Source organism: Pseudonocardia sp. Cha107L01, assembly GCF_052566575.1.
On sequence record NZ_CP199579.1, the window covers coordinates 9556861 to 9571625 of the forward strand.

General features: G+C 71.9%; 17 protein-coding genes. 6 read left to right on the plus strand and 11 right to left on the minus strand.

All coding sequences use genetic code 11. The annotated features are described in order from the left end of the window. Window position 1 precedes the first annotated feature (1 nt). From ACTXG6_RS45020 to ACTXG6_RS45030, 3 genes are all read right to left on the minus strand, one after another. Window positions 2–1060 carry an IS630 family transposase gene (locus tag ACTXG6_RS45020; protein WP_445190291.1) on the minus strand — a complete coding sequence of 353 codons (1059 nt, stop codon included), beginning with the start codon at window positions 1058–1060 and terminating at the stop codon, window positions 2–4. An 84-nt stretch (window positions 1061–1144) separates the two neighbouring features. Next, window positions 1145–1894, minus strand: coding sequence for an alpha/beta hydrolase family protein (locus ACTXG6_RS45025; RefSeq protein WP_445185410.1), 750 nt, complete (start codon window positions 1892–1894; stop codon window positions 1145–1147). A gap of 82 nt (window positions 1895–1976) precedes the next feature. Beyond that, window positions 1977–2954, minus strand: a complete 978-nt coding sequence (locus tag ACTXG6_RS45030; protein WP_445185411.1) for an aldo/keto reductase — start codon at window positions 2952–2954, stop codon at window positions 1977–1979. Window positions 2955–3127: 173 nt separating this feature from the next. Between ACTXG6_RS45030 and ACTXG6_RS45035 the strand changes: the two genes are divergently transcribed. Together ACTXG6_RS45035 and ACTXG6_RS45040 are read left to right on the plus strand one after the other, a co-directional pair. After that, on the plus strand, window positions 3128–4657 hold the full coding sequence (locus ACTXG6_RS45035) for an alpha/beta hydrolase (RefSeq protein ID WP_445185412.1): 1530 nt from the start codon (window positions 3128–3130) through the stop codon (window positions 4655–4657). A gap of 109 nt (window positions 4658–4766) precedes the next feature. Next, window positions 4767–5513: an SDR family NAD(P)-dependent oxidoreductase gene (locus ACTXG6_RS45040; RefSeq protein WP_445185413.1), complete on the plus strand. Its 747-nt coding sequence runs from the start codon at window positions 4767–4769 to the stop codon at window positions 5511–5513. A 26-nt stretch (window positions 5514–5539) separates the two neighbouring features. Here the strand turns inward: ACTXG6_RS45040 and ACTXG6_RS45045 are convergent, their stop codons facing one another. Together ACTXG6_RS45045 and ACTXG6_RS45050 are read right to left on the minus strand one after the other, a co-directional pair. Continuing rightward, entirely contained in the window at window positions 5540–6400 is an 861-nt protein-coding gene (locus ACTXG6_RS45045) for a heavy metal-binding domain-containing protein (RefSeq protein ID WP_445185414.1), read from the minus strand. Next, a complete protein-coding gene (locus ACTXG6_RS45050; protein WP_445185415.1) occupies window positions 6397–7383 on the minus strand; it encodes a heavy metal-binding domain-containing protein in 987 nt (328 codons plus the stop codon). Before ACTXG6_RS45050 ends, ACTXG6_RS45045 begins: the two co-directional genes overlap by 4 nt. 267 nt (window positions 7384–7650) lie before the next feature. Here ACTXG6_RS45050 and ACTXG6_RS45055 point away from each other — a divergent pair, with 267 nt between their 5' ends. After that, a complete protein-coding gene (locus ACTXG6_RS45055; protein ID WP_445185416.1) occupies window positions 7651–8871 on the plus strand; it encodes an MFS transporter in 1221 nt (406 codons plus the stop codon). Window positions 8872–8901: 30 nt separating this feature from the next. Here ACTXG6_RS45055 and ACTXG6_RS45060 read toward each other — a convergent pair whose 3' ends face one another. After that, complete coding sequence (locus ACTXG6_RS45060; protein WP_445185417.1) at window positions 8902–10005, minus strand: class I SAM-dependent methyltransferase; 1104 nt, start codon at window positions 10003–10005, stop codon at window positions 8902–8904. Window positions 10006–10235: 230 nt separating this feature from the next. Between ACTXG6_RS45060 and ACTXG6_RS45065 the strand changes: the two genes are divergently transcribed. From ACTXG6_RS45065 to ACTXG6_RS45075, 3 genes are read left to right on the plus strand one after another with little or no spacing between them, the layout of a single operon-like run. Then, window positions 10236–10352 carry an SDR family oxidoreductase gene (locus ACTXG6_RS45065; protein ID WP_445185418.1) on the plus strand — a complete coding sequence of 39 codons (117 nt, stop codon included), beginning with the start codon at window positions 10236–10238 and terminating at the stop codon, window positions 10350–10352. Between the two features lie 6 nt (window positions 10353–10358). Then, window positions 10359–11300, plus strand: a complete 942-nt coding sequence (locus tag ACTXG6_RS45070) for an AAA family ATPase (RefSeq protein WP_445185419.1) — start codon at window positions 10359–10361, stop codon at window positions 11298–11300. A 30-nt stretch (window positions 11301–11330) separates the two neighbouring features. Continuing rightward, window positions 11331–12287, plus strand: a complete 957-nt coding sequence (locus tag ACTXG6_RS45075; RefSeq protein WP_445185420.1) for a vWA domain-containing protein — start codon at window positions 11331–11333, stop codon at window positions 12285–12287. Window positions 12288–12325: 38 nt separating this feature from the next. Here the strand turns inward: ACTXG6_RS45075 and ACTXG6_RS45080 are convergent, their stop codons facing one another. The 5 genes from ACTXG6_RS45080 to ACTXG6_RS45100 all read right to left on the minus strand — a co-directional run bounded on the left by ACTXG6_RS45080 (window position 12326) and on the right by ACTXG6_RS45100 (window position 14726). After that, window positions 12326–12697, minus strand: coding sequence for an IclR family transcriptional regulator domain-containing protein (locus ACTXG6_RS45080; protein WP_445190292.1), 372 nt, complete (start codon window positions 12695–12697; stop codon window positions 12326–12328). Next, complete coding sequence (locus tag ACTXG6_RS45085) at window positions 12634–12972, minus strand: hypothetical protein (protein WP_445185421.1); 339 nt, start codon at window positions 12970–12972, stop codon at window positions 12634–12636. Before ACTXG6_RS45085 ends, ACTXG6_RS45080 begins: the two co-directional genes overlap by 64 nt. A gap of 97 nt (window positions 12973–13069) precedes the next feature. Beyond that, a complete protein-coding gene (locus tag ACTXG6_RS45090; protein ID WP_445185422.1) occupies window positions 13070–13663 on the minus strand; it encodes a TetR/AcrR family transcriptional regulator in 594 nt (197 codons plus the stop codon). 45 nt (window positions 13664–13708) lie between these two features. After that, entirely contained in the window at window positions 13709–13930 is a 222-nt protein-coding gene (locus ACTXG6_RS45095; RefSeq protein ID WP_445185423.1) for a hypothetical protein, read from the minus strand. 154 nt (window positions 13931–14084) lie between these two features. Next, entirely contained in the window at window positions 14085–14726 is a 642-nt protein-coding gene (locus tag ACTXG6_RS45100) for a LysE family translocator (RefSeq protein ID WP_445185424.1), read from the minus strand. Window positions 14727–14765: the final 39 nt, after the last annotated feature.

A 14765-nucleotide genomic window follows, 5' to 3' on the forward strand; every position in this document is an offset into this window, starting at 1 on the left:
GTCATTGGGCGGCTGCTTGGAGTGCTACTCGGCCGCGGTTGACTTTGGTGAGGATGTCTTCGGCGGTGGCGGTCCAGACGAAGGGCTTGGGGTCGGTGTTGTGCGCGGCGAGGTAGTCCTCGATCTTGGCGATCAGGTCCGGTACGGAGTGGAACACACCGCGTCGCAGGGCCTTGTCGGTGAGTTCCCGAAACCAGCGTTCCACCAGGTTCAGCCACGAGGAGGAGGTCGGGGTGAAGTGCATCTGAAACCGGGGATGGTTGGTCAGCCAGGCCTGCACGTTGGCATGTTTGTGGGTGGCGTAGTTGTCCACGATCAGATGCACCGTGAGGCCCTTCGGTGTTTCGCGGTCGATCGTGCGCAAGAACCGCAAGAACTCTTCGTGGCGATGGCGAGGCAGGCACTGGCCGATGACAGTGCCGGTGAGCACGTCCAGTGCGGCGAACAGCGTCGTGGTGCCGTTGCGCTTGTAGTCATGGGTCATCGTCGCCGCCCGGCCCTTGGTCATCGGCAACGACGCCTGGGTGCGATCCAGCGCCTGTACCGAGGATTTCTCATCGCAACACAGCACGATCGCCTTGTCCGGGGGGTTGAGATACAACCCCACCACGTCGATCAGCTTCTCCTCGAAACGCGGATCATTCGACAGCTTGAACGTGTTGACCAAGTGTGGCTTGAGTCCGCGCGCGGCCCAGACCCGTTGCACGGTCGCCGGGGAGACCCCGACCTGCCTGGCCATCGTTCGACACGACCAGTGCGTGTGTCCCGCCGGCTTGGAGTGTTGGGTCAATGCGACGATTTCGTCGATCTTGGCCTGCGGGATGCTGGACTTGCGGCCCCGCCCGGCACGGACCTTGCCCAGCTTGGCCAGCCCCTCCTCGGAAAACCGAGACCGCCACACTCGCACCGTGGCGGCCTTCACCCCGACCTGCTGCCCGATCCGCGAGTTCGCCACCCCGTCCGCGGCCAACAACAGTGCCTTGGCCCGCTGCACCTGCCGATGCGGCGCCGTCTGAGACCGCGCCAGCACCTCCAGCGCATCTCGTTGACCATCCGACATCACCAACGCGACAGCAGGCCTGTTCACCCACAGAACCTATCCCACAACGGGGCTCTCATTTTGGAGACACACCACTAGGAGCCTCTAGGAGGGTCCTGAATAATGCCGCTCGTCGCGAGCGGTTGCCGGGTTCGTCCTGGCCAGCGAGGTGATCAGCTCGGCGACCTCCGTCGACCGTGCGGCGGCCGGACTGTGGTCACCGGGCCAGTCGTGGCGCCAGGTGGCGCGGGCGGCCATGGCCCGCTGCAGGTCCGGGTTGATGGCCTGGTCGTCGCCGAGGACGACGTAGGTCGAGGGGACCTGCCGCCAGGCGATCGCCGCGGGCACCGCGGCGAGCAGGGCCCTGCCGGCCGGTCGGAGCCGGGCGACCGCGGCGGCGGCCAGGTCCGGTGCCGCGTCGCCGTAGAGCACCGCTTCGGCCAGCGCCGGGTCCACGGTGCTCCACCGCCCGTCCTCGGAGAAGCGCAGCGCCTCGACCAGCGGGGCAGGCGGCAGCTCCAGCTCGGGCAGTACCCGGGCGACCGACTCGCCCTCGTCGAGCTGAAACGCGGTCAGGTAGACCAGCTGCTCGACGCTCGGGTGGACGCCAGCCTCGGTGATCACCGCACCGCCGTAGGAGTGCCCGACCAGCACCGCCGGCCGGTCGAACTCGTCCAGTACCCGCCGGGTGGCCGCCACGTCCGAGGCCAGGTCGGTCATCGGCAGCTCCACCACGGTGTTGGCGATGCCGGCCGCATCGAGCTCGGCGCGGACCGCGTCCCACACCCACGCGCCGTGCCACATCCCGTGTACCAGTACCGCGCCGAGGTCGCCGCTCGCCGGGGTCGTCGTCATGGGCCCACTCTCCCGTGACGGCGCCGGGCCGGCGACGGCGACCCCGGCCGTGCGGATCGGCCGTGCGGATCGGCGGTGGGCGTCAGTAGCCCTCGGGCGCCCTCGGCACGTAGTTCTCCTCGAGCCGGGTCAGCTCGTCGTCGGACAGCTCCAGCTCGACGGCGGCGACCGCGTCGGTGATGTGGTGTTCCTTCGTCACCCCGACGATCGGCGCGGTGACGGAGTCCTGGTGCAGCAGCCAGGCCAGCGCGACCTGAGCCCTGGTGACTCCGCGCGCGCCGGCGATCTCGCCGACCGCGTCGACGATCTTGCGGTCGGACTCCACCGCCTGCCGGTACAGCCTCTTGCCGAAGCCGTCCGTCTCGCTGCGCTTGGTCGTGGTGTCCCAGTCCCTGGCCAGGCGACCCCTGGCCAGCGGGCTCCAGGGCAGCACACCGATGCCTTGGTCGAGGCAGAACGGGAGCATCTCCCGCTCCTCCTCACGCATGATCAGGCTGTACTGGTCCTGCATCGACACGAACCGCGTCCAGCCGTTCAGGTCCGCCACGTACTGCGCCTGGACGAACTGCCAGGCCGCCATCGACGACGCCCCCAGGTAGCGCACCTTGCCCGAACGGACCAGGTCGTGCAACGCCTCCATCGTCTCCTCGATCGGCACCTTCGGGTCGTAGCGGTGGATCTGGTACAGGTCGATGTAGTCGGTACCGAGCCGGCGCAGACTCTGCTCGACCTGCGCGAATATCGCGCCGCGGGACAGCCCCGCCGCCTTCGGCCCCGGTCCCATCCGGCCGTTGACCTTGGTGGCGATGACCACCTCGTCCCGCTTGGTGAACTCGCCGAGCAACTTGCCGGTGATCTCCTCGCTGGCCCCGATCGAGTAGACGTTGGCGGTGTCGAAGGTGGTGATGCCCGCATCCAGCGCCTGCTTGACGAACGCGCGCGCGTCGTCGTGGCTGACCACCCACTCGTGGGTGCCCCGGCCGGCCTCCCCGAAGCTCATACAGCCGAGGACCACCCGGGAGACCTCCAGCCCGGACTGGCCCAACCGCGTGTACTCCATCAGTACTCCTCGTCTCGGCCTCGACGGCCCGAATCCCTAATACAGCTTCAGCTCAGCATTTCCCAGATTACCGCCGGCCACCCGACCCGGCGACCGGCCGCGGCCGCGCATTCTTAGTCAATGCACAGTTCTTCCTGAATTCCCCGTGTCACCGGCCCGGCATAATCGCGAGGGTGTCGCAACTCAGCCAATCCGCCGGCGCGCCACGATTCGCCGGGCACGGGCTGTCCCTGCTGACCGGCTGGCTGCCACTCACGGTGCAGATCGTGGCCGGACTGGTACTGCTCGCCGCGATCGTCCGCCGGGACCGCCGGTGGTTGTGCTGGCGGCTGCCGGCGATGGCGGTGTTCGGTGCGGCGGCCGTACTGCTGTCCCGGTACTACTTCGCCGCGAACGGGTTGGCGAGCGACCCGGCACCGGTGAGCCTGTGGATCTGGACCGGGCTGACGGCCGCGGCGGCGCTCGGGGTGGCGCTGGGCTGGCGCGACACCGGATGGGCCCGGCGCGGTACGGCGGCGCTCGCGGTCCCGCTCTCCCTGCTGTGTGTGGGGGTGGTGCTGAACGACTGGGTCGGCTACTTCCCTACGGTGACCGAGGCGTGGAGCCAGCTCACCGCCGGGCCGCTGCCCGACCAGGTGGATGCCGCCCAGCTGACCGCGCTCGCCGGCACCGGGGCGAGCATGCGGACCGGACGGCTGGTCGCGGTGACCATTCCAGCGACGGACAGCCACTTCAGTCACCGCACCGAGTACGTCTACCTGCCGCCGGCCTGGTTCGACAGCGGCCGGCCCGCGCTGCCGGCGCTGATGATGATCAGCGGCGAGTTCAACACCCCGGCCGACTGGATTCGCGTCGGCGGCGCGGTGCGGACCGCCGACTCGTTCGCGGCGCAACACGGCGGCGTCGCCCCGGTACTCGTTTTCGTGGACTCCGGCGGCTCGTTCAACAATGACACCGAATGTGTCGACGGCCCACGCGGAAACGTCGCCGAATACCTCACGAAAGACGTACCGAGCTACCTGGAATCACAATTCCGGGTGGCCACGGCGCCGACTCGGTGGGGAATCGTCGGCTGGTCCGCCGGCGGTACCTGCGCGGTGGATCTCGCGGTCATGCACCCCGAGCTGTTCGGCACGTTCCTCGACATCGCCGGCGACCTCGGCCCCAACGTCGGCAGCAAGGACACCACCATCGCCAAGCTCTACGGCGGTGACGCGGCCGCCTGGGCCACCTTCGACCCGCTGACCGTGCTCGCCGGGCACGCCCGGTACGCCGACACCGCCGGCTGGTTCGACAACGCCGCCGACTCACCGGGGTCCGCCGGGAGTTGGGGCGGGCGGGCGCACCGGCGCGGGCCGGGCGGCGGGGGCCCTGGCGGCGGGCCGGGTAACTTCGCCAACCGGGCGGGTGGCACGGCCGGCTACGGCGGTCGCCCGGACGGCGGGGACCAGCCCGGCGCGGAGGCCGCCGCCGCGAGCCAGCTGTGCGCGGCGGCCACCGCCAAGGGCATCGACTGCACCCTGCACACCCAGGCCGGCCGGCACAGCTGGCAGTTCGCCAGCGCCGCGTTCAGCGATGCGCTGCCCTGGCTCGCGTCCCGGCTCGACCTGCCCGGCGCACCGAGCACTCCCCCGCCGAGCGCCGCTGCCCTGCACGCCGCACCCGCTCCTGGCGCACTCGCGTCCGTGCCGCCGGCCAGGTAGGACAGTCTCGAGATAGCGCAGCCGCGGTTGGGCAGCCGCGGTTGGACGGACAGACCGCCGGGCACGGCCATCGGTCGCCGGCACAGCCATCGACGCGAAGGCGGGACCCATGGACCTGGAGCTGGTCGGCAAGGTCGCGGCCGTGGTGGGCGGGTCGGGCGGGATCGGGGCGGCCGTCGCCAGGGTGCTCGCCGAGGAGGGCTGCGACGTCGCACTGACCTACCGGGACTCGACCGAGGGCGCCGAGCGCGCCGCCGCCGACGTACGGGCGCGGGGCCGGCGGGCCTGGGCACTGCCGCTCGACCTCGCCCGGCCCGAGTCGGTGCACGCCGCGGCCGACGCGCTGGCCGACGCCGCCGGCGCGCTCGACGTGTTGATCCTGAACGCCGGCCAGAACATCGTCACCCCGTTCGACCGGATCACCGTCGAGGAGTGGCAGCACGTGCTGCAGGTCAACCTCAGCGGCGTGTTCTTCACCCTGCAGGCGTTGGCGCCGCGCATCCGGGACGGCGGCTGCGTGGTCACCGTGGCCAGCGTCGCGGCGGCCACCGGGGCGCCGCACCACATGCACTACGCGGCGGCCAAGGCCGGACTGGTCAACCTCACCAAGTCGATGGCCCGCGAGCTCGCCCCGAGGATCCGGGTGAACTGTGTCGCGCCCGGGATCACGCTCACCCCGATGGGCCGCCAGGCGATCGACAACCTGGCCGACGACTACGCGGACACCAGCCTGCTGCTGCGCCGCTTCGCCACGCCGGAGCGGATGGCCCAGCTCATCGCCGTCGTGGCCAGCCCGGTCGCGGAGTACATGACCGGCGCGACCGTCGACATGAACAGCGGCCGCCACCTGCGCTGACCGCCCGACCGCCCGGACCTCGTGAGTCAGTCGGTGAGGGGCAGGACCAGCTGGGGCTTGTCGATGATGTGGTCGGCGCGCAGCGGACGGACGGCGGTGCCGATGGCGAAGAACTCGGTGGTGTGCCCACCCCAGCGGTGCGGCAGCGAGAGCAGCTGCACCCCGACGATGCCCTCCGCGTGCAGCCCCTCGGCCTCGGCCTGCATCCGGCTCATCGCCAGCTCACGAGCGTCGTAGAGCGCCTCGGTGAACTGCGGGATCTCCACGTTCTGACCGATGTTGCCGATCGTCTGCCAGAACCGCTGGTGCGCGATGTGGTAGACGCAGGTGCCCATCACCATGCCCAGCGGGGCGTAACCGGCCTGGATCAGGGTCCAGAAGTCCTGCCCGGACAGGTCCGAGGTGAACGGCTCGCCCTTGTTGTTGCGCCAGCCGCCGTCCGTGCTGGGCCCGGGCGGTGCCTCGTCGGCCTTGACCGCGGTGCCCACCGCGACGAACTCGGCCAGGTCGGTGCCGAACTCCTTGAACTCGATCTCCAGCCGCACCCCGACGATGCCGTCCGCGCCGAGCACCGAGGCCTCGGCCTCCATCCGGGTCATGGCCAGCTCGCGGGCGTGGTACATCGCCTGGGACAGCGTCTCCAGCTCCTGGTTGCGGCTCCAGCGGCCCATCTGGAAGCCGACGTGGTAGATGCTCGAGCCGAGTACCAGCCCGAGCGGGCGGAACCCGGCCTCCCGGACCAGCAGGAACTCGTTGACCGACAGGTCCGAGGTGAACAGCGTGGTCGCCTGGCCGGGCTTCATCTCGGCCAACCGGCGCATGGCGTCCTCCGGGATCCCCAGCGCCGAGCTGTCGGCCGGGCCCGCGGTGCCGTTGGGTGAGGTCATCGTGCTCTCCTGTCGGGGGACGTGGGGCGCAGCGGGAGGATGCTCAGCGAGCGGGTCGGTGCGGTGGCGCCGCGGTGGAAACGGGCGACCGCGGTGCCGATCACCATCGACTCCGCCACGTGGTCGCGGTGGTTCTCCGACGGCTCGATCTCCCAGACGCGCAGGCTCAGGTCGGAGGCGACCGCGCCGTCCGCGCCGAGCTCGGCGACCCGGCTCCGGAACCGCGCCCGGGCGTCGGCGCGGACGTGGGTGATCAGCTCGGTGTAGCCGGACACCTCGGTGTTGCCGGCTCCCCAGGACGCCTGCCGCAGGGTGGCCCAGTCGTCGTGCCGGATGGCGACCGAGATGCCCAGCGCGATGCCCGCCGGCGCCCACCCGGCGTGCAGCAGCTTCGCCACGTCCTGGCCGGCCAGCTCGGTGGTGAACACGCTCGCCGGGCGGGTCGAGGACTGGGCGCGGACCGCGGTGCCGAGCGCGACGAACTCACGGTTGCTGTTCTCCATGTGCGTCACCCGCAGTTGGACGCCCACCACACCGTCGGCGCCGATGGCCTGTGCCTCCGCCACCATGCGGGACAGCGCGGTGCCGTAGCCGCGGTAGAGGGCGTCGACGTAGGGGCGGTAGCCGCTGTAGCCGCGGCCCGACGACGTCACCGTGCGCGGGTTCACCCCACCGGCGATACCGCCGCCGAAGGTCCCCGGGATACCGCCACCGAGCCCACCACCGAGCCCACCACCGAAGCCGCCGCCGAAGCCGCCGCCGAAGCCGCCGCCGAAGCCGTAGTAGCCGCAACCCTGCCAACCGGCGAAGCCGATGTGCTGCACGATGCAGCCCATCACCTCACCGACCGGTCGCAACCCCACGGACTCGACGCCGGCCGCCCCGGGCACGGACAGCAGCGAGGTGCGCAGGCCGCCGCTCGCGAAGCGCGCCACCCTGGCGGCCGCCACCGGAGGCAGCCCCCGGCCGTCCCAGTCCGCCACCCGGACCTCCCGACAGACGTCGCCAGCCGTTCGGGCCCGACCGGCTCGCGACAACGGTACCGACGCGATCCTGAGGAGATCGTTGACGTCTGTGGACGGCGACACACCCGGGCCGGTGACGATCACCCACAGGGGTCGGGATGGCCGGTAGGAAGCCGTCCATGACCACCGCGACCACCGCCGGGCCCCCGAAGGCCGCCAGCACCGCCAGCTGGATGGTGCCGCTGGTCGTCCTGATCTTCGGCATGTTCATGTCGGTGCTGGACAATGGGCGGCTACCTGGTCGAGTACGTGGACTGGCGGCTGATCTTCTACATCAACGTGCCGATCGGCATCGTGGGTGCGATGGCCGGCTTCGCGCTGCTGCCCAAGATGGCGCCCACGTCGACCCGCAAGCTGGACTGGTGGGGGTTCCTGACCATCGGCTCCGGGTTGTTCGCGATGCTGTTGGCCACCTCGAAGGGCACTGACTGGGGCTGGAGCTCCTACGCCGTGGTCGGGCTGCTGGTGTACTCCGGGTTCGCCTTCGCGCTGTTCGTCGTGATCGAGTTCGAGCTGGATGAACCGCCGCTGGACCTGCGGGTGTTCCTGGTCTGGCCGTTCGTGAACTCGCTGCTGCTGATCAGCATCCTGTCCATCGGGCTCAACGCCATCCTGTTCTACCTGCCGCTGTTCATGCAGGAGGGCCAGGGCATCCAGGCTCTGCAGACCGGGCTGACGTTGCTGCCCGAGGCACTCATGATGGCCGTGCTGATGCCCGTCGCCGGCACCCTCTACGACAAGATCGGCCCGCGCTGGCCCGCGGTGATCGGGCTGATCGTCGCCGCGTACGGCGGTTACCTGCTGTGCCGGATCAACCCGAACATGAGCCAGCAGGACGTGGTGATCTGGACCTGTGTCCGGGCCGCCGGCAACGGGCTGGCCATGATGCCGATCATGACCGCCGGGCTGGCCGCGATCCCGGCGGCGCTCGCCAGCTCCGGCAGCCCGGTGAACAACATCGCCCAGCGGGTCTCCGGCTCGCTCGGGCTGGCGGGCCTGACCGTGCTGGCCACCACCCAGCAGGCCCAGCTGATGGCGGACCGCTCCGCGCTGATCCCGGCCAGCTCGGGCGTGGCCGCCATCCAGCAGATCGCCGACCAGGGCACCAGCGCCCTCTACGGCTACTACCAGCAGCTCAGCCTGTACGTGATGGCCGACGCCTACAGCAACGTCTTCCTGGTCTGCTGCCTGCTCACCGCCGCCGCGGTGCCGCTGGCGCTGCTACTGCACAGCGGCGCCCCGACGCCCGACGCGCCGGCCGCCGCCGCGCCCGCCACCGTTGTCCCCGAGGCTGCCGAGGCACCCGTGGCCGAGCCGGCAACGGCGCTCGCGGTCGCCGCCCCGCCGGTCGGAGAGCCGGCGATCCCGCACCACCGCGGCGCCGAGAGCGGCGACCCGCACGCGGATCCCCGGGTCACCGTCGGGGCGGCCTACCGCGGCGACTGAGCCGCCTCCCGGCCGGAGGCAGGCCTCGGGTCACGGTCGCAGCTCGTAGATCAGGTTGAAGTCGGTGGCGGCGGCAACCTTGGCATCACCGAACCCCGCCTCAGCGGCCAGCTCACGGGTCCGGGTCGGGCCCGCCTGGTTGCCCAGCCCGGCCGCCGGTGGCCCGGAGAGTCCACTGGGCAGGCAGACCAGCAGCGAGGCACCGGCGAGCAGCCGACCCAGCGGGTTGAGCACCTCCGGGACGCTGTCCCAGCTCATCGGCTCGACCAGCATCACGCTGCCGCCCTCGGCCACGGCGGCCCGCGCGGCGCGCAGCGCTCCCACCGGGTCGGGCATGTCGTGCAGACAGTCGAAGAACGCGATGAAGTCGTAGTCGCCGCCCAGGTCGGCGGCGCCGGCGACGCGGAACTCGACCCGGTCCGCCACACCGGCGGCCGCGGCCCGCGCCCTGGCCAACTCCACGGACGGCTGGTGGTAGTCCACCCCGACGAAGGAGCTGGCCGGGTACCGCTGGGCCATGATGATCGTCGACGCGCCGAGTCCACAGCCCACGTCGGCCACCCGGGCGCCGGCCGTCAGCCGTTCCTCGATGCCGGTGAGCGCGGGGATCCACTGGCTTGTCAGGTTGGCCAGGTAACCGGGCCGGAAGAACCGCTCGGTGCCCTCGAACATGTCCGGGTGCTGCTCGTGCCAGCCGATCCCGTCGCCGGTGTGGAACGCCTCGGTCAGCCGGTCCAGTACCCGGGTCGCGGCGGTGAGGTTCTGGAACGCGCCGGCCACGTAGCCCGGGCTGTCCGGGTTGGTGAACGCCTCCTTCTGCTCCGGGGACAGTCCGTAGCTGGCCGCCCGTGCGGAGTCCGGCTGCTCGGCACCCGGGGCGCCACCCCGGTAGGTCACGTACCCGGAGGCGGCCATGGCCAGCAGCCACTCCCGCAGGTAGCGCTCGACCAGACCGGTGCGGGCGGCCAGCCCGGTCGCCGTTGCCGGGCCGCCGGCGGCCAGCTCAGTGAACAGTCCGAGCCGGTCACCGAGCAGAGCCAGCGGCAGGGTCACCGCCGCACCGGCATCGGTGATCACCTGACCGAGCAGCCGCTCGAAGGCCTCCGGGTTCACTGTCTGCTCGGTGGTTGTCATGGCCAGGCCTCCCCCTCGTCACCGGCGGTCACGCCAGGTCTTCGAGTGCCCAGCCAACGACCTCGGCCCGGTCCGGTCCATACGCACATCTGCGTACTGCCCTCGGCTGTCGGGCGGCGGCGGCACCACTGCCCAGTTCGGGCACCGCCGGCACGTGCTACTCCCGCATGGCCGGACGCGACACTAGTGTCGCTCCACAGGGGGTCACCACAGCGGTCGGAGGTAGCTGGATGGAAATCAGCAACGCGGTGCTCTGGCTGGCCTCCGACGAGGCTCGCTACGTCACCGGCATCACCCTCCCGGTCGATGCCGGCAGCACCGCTCCCTTCAAGATCCCCAACCTCTGAGGCCAGATGCCGCCGATCGCGAACCTCGCCGCCAAGCGGGCCGAGCTGGCCCGTCTGGTGGTCGGCCGGGACCGTGAGCTCGACCTGATCCTGGCCGCCGTGGTGGCCGGGCGGGACCTGTTGCTGGAGGGTCCCCCGGGCACCTCGAAGAGCACCATCCTGCGCGCGATCACCACGTCGTGGGGTATCCCGCTGCACTTCGTGGAGGGCAACGCCGAGCTCACTCCGGCCAAGTTGGTCGGCCACCACAACCCGGCCCGGGTGCTGCGCGAGGACTACAGCGCGGACAACTTCGTCCCCGGACCGCTGGTCGCCGCCATGCGCGAGGGTGGCTTCCTGTACGTGGAGGAGTTCAACCGGGCCCCGGAGGACACCCTCAACACCCTGTTGACCGCGATGGCCGAGCGTGAGGTGAACGTGCCCCGGGTCGGGCGGATCGCCGCCGCCGACACCTTCCGGCTGGTCGCCTCGATGAACCCGTTCGACAGTATCGGCACCACCCGGATCAGCGCCGCGGTGTACGACCGGCTGTGCCGCCTCGCGGTCGGTTACCAGTCGCCGGCGGAGGACCGGGAGATCGTCGGGCTGCGCACCGGCAGCGACGACCCCGACCTGGTGGCCGACGCGGTGGCGATCACCCGGGCCACCCGCACCCACCGCGACGTCCGGCAGGGCTCCAGCGTGCGCGGCGCGATCGACCTGGTCGCGGTGGCCGCGCCGCTGACCGAGATCCGCGGCACCCCGGCGAACGGGTCGGCCCAGGACGCCTACCGGGCGGTCGTGCTGGACGCGGCGCTGTTGGCGCTGTCCGGCCGGATCACGGTGGACGAGACCGCCGAGGCGAGCCCGGAGCTGATCATCCGCGAGCTGTGGGAGTCGCACTTCGTGCTGGACCCCCGGCGCGCGGCGGCCGGCACCCACGCGATGGCGGTCACCGAGCCGCCTTGAACGACCAGGCAGGCGGAGCCTCGGCCGGGGATGCGGCCGCTGCGGCGCAGGCCCAAGCAGCTCGACACCGCACCGCTGCTCTTCCGCCCCGGTGCCGGCGGCGTCATCACGGAGACCGACGGCCCGGACCGGGGCGCCGGCGGCCACCCGGCGGGAAGCCGCCCGCCGGCGCAGGGCTGGGTGGCCACCAGCGAGACCGGCCAGCGGTGCGCGCTGGACGACGTCCGGGAGGACGGTGTGCTGGCCGCTGACGTGCGCGCGTTGGCCCGGCGGATCGCCTCCCGGCTGTCCGTACCGCACCGCGGCCGGGACCGGAGCACCCTGGGCGGCGGTGGCACCGGCCCACTGGCCAGCGTCCCCTACCGGTACAACTCCGACGACATCGACCTGGACCGCACGCTGGAGGTACTCACCGAGCACCCGGTTCCCGACGACACCGACATCGTGGTGCGCGAGCGGGTCCGGCTGCCGCGCGCGGTGGTCTTGATGATCGACGTGTCCGGTTCGATGCGCGGTGAGAAGACCAAGATCGCGGCGGCCACCGTGGCCGCGCTGGCCGGTGAGCTGGCCAGCTCCGCCGGCTCCGGTGAGCTGGCCGTGGTGGCGTTCTGGAAGGACGCGGCGATCGTGCGCCCGATGGGGCCGGCGCCGTCCGGGCTGCGGCTGCTGGACGAGCTGCTCAGCATCCCGGCGAAGGGGTTGACGAACGTCCAGTTCGCGCTGGCCACCGGGCTGGCGCAGCTGCGGACGGCCCGCGCCCGGCGCCGCTGCGGGATCCTGCTGTCCGACTCGGTGCACAACGCCGGGCCCGATCCCCGGCCGGTGGCCGCCCGGTTCGGCGCGCTGCACGTGCTGCTGGAGACCGACGGCGAGCACGACGCCGACCTGGGAGGACAGTTGGCCCGGCTCGGGCACGGCCGGCTGGCACCGATCCGGGACCACCGCGACGTGGCGCCGGCGCTCAACCTGATGCTGGGGGCGCGCTGACCTCGGGGGGCGCTGTCGGGGGTGCGAGCACGCCCGACTCAGTGTGCTGAGAGCCCCGACTCGGTGTGCTGAGAGCCCCGACTCGCGGGGGCGGGGGCGGGGTGGGCGGGGGCGGGGGCGGCGTAGTCGCGGAGCAGTTCGGTCAGCCGGCCGCCGTCGACCCGGATGCGGCCGGTGCGCCCGATCGCCACCAGGAACCCGATCAGCCCGCCCCGGCGGTCGCGCACCGGTACCGCCAGTGCCGAGCGCCCCAGCCGGATCTCGTCCACCTCGCGGGCCACCCCGGTCTCCCGGATCGCGGTCAGCTCGGCGGCCAGGGTGTCCGGCTCGACGATGGTGCGCGTGGTCAGCGGCCGCAGCGGCCGCGCCCCGGCCAGCTCCGGCCGCTGGGCGAGCAGCAGCTTGCCGATCGCGCGTGCAGGTGGGTGACGATGGCGCTCTCGCTGATCAGCTCGTGGTCCGGGTCCCGGTCCACCAGCCGGACGTGGTCGCCGGTGTAGGACGCCGCGTAGATGCCGAACCGGACCTGGGCGCGCAGCTCCTCGACGATGGCCGGCACCGGGCGGAAGTCGCCGTGCACCACGGTGGGGTCGGCCACACCGGCCACCCCGGCCAGCTCGCGGGTCCGGCGCCCGAGCGCGAAGCCGGACAGGTCCGAGGTGCGCACCAGGAAGCCGTCGGCCACCAACAGGTACGCGGTGGCCGGCGGAATGGCGCTGAGCCGCGACAGCTCCCGCGCGGTGGCTCCCGAGCCGAGCTGGGGCCCGGGTGCGGGCCCGGGCTCAACCGGCGGCCGGCGGGACGGGGGCGGCCGCCGGTTGGCCCGCGTGCTCGATCAGGGCGCGGGCGGCCGCCCTGGCCTGACCGGCCGGGTCGGTGCGGCGGAAGATGCCGGCGGTGACCATCGCGCCCTCGGCCAGCAGGTAGAGCTGGTCGGCGAGGTCGGCGGGCAGTGCGGCGGCGGCGGTCAGGGCGCGCAGGTACTCCTGGAACGCAACCTTGTGCGCCCGCGCCTGCCCGGCCACCGTGGCGGACACCGCACCCAGCTCGCCGTAGCCGTTGATCCACGCGCAGCCGCGGAAGTCCGGCTCGCCGAACCACCGCCCCAACCAGTCGAAGACGGCCAGCAGCCGCTCCGTCGGCTCGGTCGTACTCGACTCGACGTAGTCGGCGAGGCGACCGCGCCACCGGCCGTCGCGGCGGTCCAGGTAGGCCTCCACCAGCTGTTCCTTCGCCGGGTAGAGCTGGTAGAGGCGCTTGAGCGAGATGCCGGAGGCGGCCCGGATCTCGTCCATCCCGACCGACTGGATGCCCCGGCCGTAGAAGAGATCCTCGGCGGCGTCGAGCAGCTGGAGCTGCGCTGTCTCGCGGTCCACGGAAGTCCACCTCTCCACGTTGAGAACGTCCGTTCTCAGGGTACCTCAGCTGGTTCGCGGCGGGCGGAACCGCGAGCCCGGGCCACTGACCGGGGTGCCGGTCGGACAGCGGGCCGGGGCGGCTCGGGCCAGCGCGGCCAGGTCGACAGCGTCCGCCACGGCCTGGATGCCGAGGTCGTCGGGGTGCACCCGGGCGCCGCTGTCGTACTCGGCGCGCAACCTGGCCGGGTCCGCCGGATCACCCAGCGCGCGGCCCGGCGCGAGCATCGACAGTAACAATAGGCATGTCTGAATCATGATCGAAGCAAACTGTTGTTACTTTCGAGTGCGGAGAGCGTCGTGTTCGACACCAGCCCGGCTCGACTTCGAGCCCCGCGAGCCATGTTCCACCCGGCCGTGGCCGCGCCCGGGCGGCGCGGTGTCAGGACTGGCTGGCCGGCCGGCCGGTGACCGCGGCGACCACACCGAGCACCAGATAGATCGTGCCGGTCAGATAGCGCTGCCGGCGGAAGAACCCCGGCCGCTGGTTCAGCCAGACACCGAGCGACCCCGCCGCGAGTGCGTACGCCACGTCGCTGATCATGCCGATCGTCGCCATGATCAGCCCGAGCAGCACGATCTGCACCGCGACCGAGCCCCGGTGCGGGTCGATGAACTGCGGCAGGAAGGCGACGAAGAACAGCGCCACCTTGGGGTTCAGCACGTTGACCAGCACGCCCTCGGCATACACCCGCCGCAGCGGCACCGGCTCGGTCGGCGCGGCGAGGTTGGGTGGCTCGTAGCGCATCAGCGCGCGGATCCCCAGGTAGACGAGGTAGGCCGCACCGAGGTAGCGCACCGCGTCGAAGGCGAGCGCGGACGAGGCGATCAGCGCGGCCAGCCCGGCGGCCGCGGCGGCGCTGTAGACCAGGGTCCCGGTCTCCACTCCGGCGGCCGAGGCGAGCCCGGCGGCGCGGCCCTGGCTCAGTCCCCTGGTGATGATGTAGATGTGGTTGGGCCCGGGAATCGCCACCAGCACGCAGGCGGCCAGGACGAACAGCAGGAGTGTCGTCGGGGTCGGCACCGCACCATCATCACCCACCCGGGCCGGTGCCGCGCACAT

Excerpts from the sequence above, each read along its gene's own strand:
- ACTXG6_RS45020 (WP_445190291.1), bottom strand. The coding sequence starts at position 1,060 with ATGTCGGATGGTCAACGAGATGCGCTGGAGGTGCTGGCGCGGTCTCAG.
- ACTXG6_RS45025 (WP_445185410.1), bottom strand. The coding sequence starts at position 1,894 with ATGACGACGACCCCGGCGAGCGGCGACCTCGGCGCGGTACTGGTACAC.
- ACTXG6_RS45030 (WP_445185411.1), bottom strand. The coding sequence starts at position 2,954 with ATGGAGTACACGCGGTTGGGCCAGTCCGGGCTGGAGGTCTCCCGGGTG.
- ACTXG6_RS45040 (WP_445185413.1), top strand. The coding sequence starts at position 4,767 with ATGGACCTGGAGCTGGTCGGCAAGGTCGCGGCCGTGGTGGGCGGGTCG.
- ACTXG6_RS45045 (WP_445185414.1), bottom strand. The coding sequence starts at position 6,400 with ATGACCTCACCCAACGGCACCGCGGGCCCGGCCGACAGCTCGGCGCTG.
- ACTXG6_RS45055 (WP_445185416.1), top strand. The coding sequence starts at position 7,651 with ATGGGCGGCTACCTGGTCGAGTACGTGGACTGGCGGCTGATCTTCTAC.
- ACTXG6_RS45060 (WP_445185417.1), bottom strand. The coding sequence starts at position 10,005 with ATGACAACCACCGAGCAGACAGTGAACCCGGAGGCCTTCGAGCGGCTG.
- ACTXG6_RS45065 (WP_445185418.1), top strand. The coding sequence starts at position 10,236 with ATGGAAATCAGCAACGCGGTGCTCTGGCTGGCCTCCGACGAGGCTCGC.
- ACTXG6_RS45070 (WP_445185419.1), top strand. The coding sequence starts at position 10,359 with ATGCCGCCGATCGCGAACCTCGCCGCCAAGCGGGCCGAGCTGGCCCGT.
- ACTXG6_RS45075 (WP_445185420.1), top strand. The coding sequence starts at position 11,331 with ATGCGGCCGCTGCGGCGCAGGCCCAAGCAGCTCGACACCGCACCGCTG.
- ACTXG6_RS45095 (WP_445185423.1), bottom strand. The coding sequence starts at position 13,930 with ATGCTCGCGCCGGGCCGCGCGCTGGGTGATCCGGCGGACCCGGCCAGG.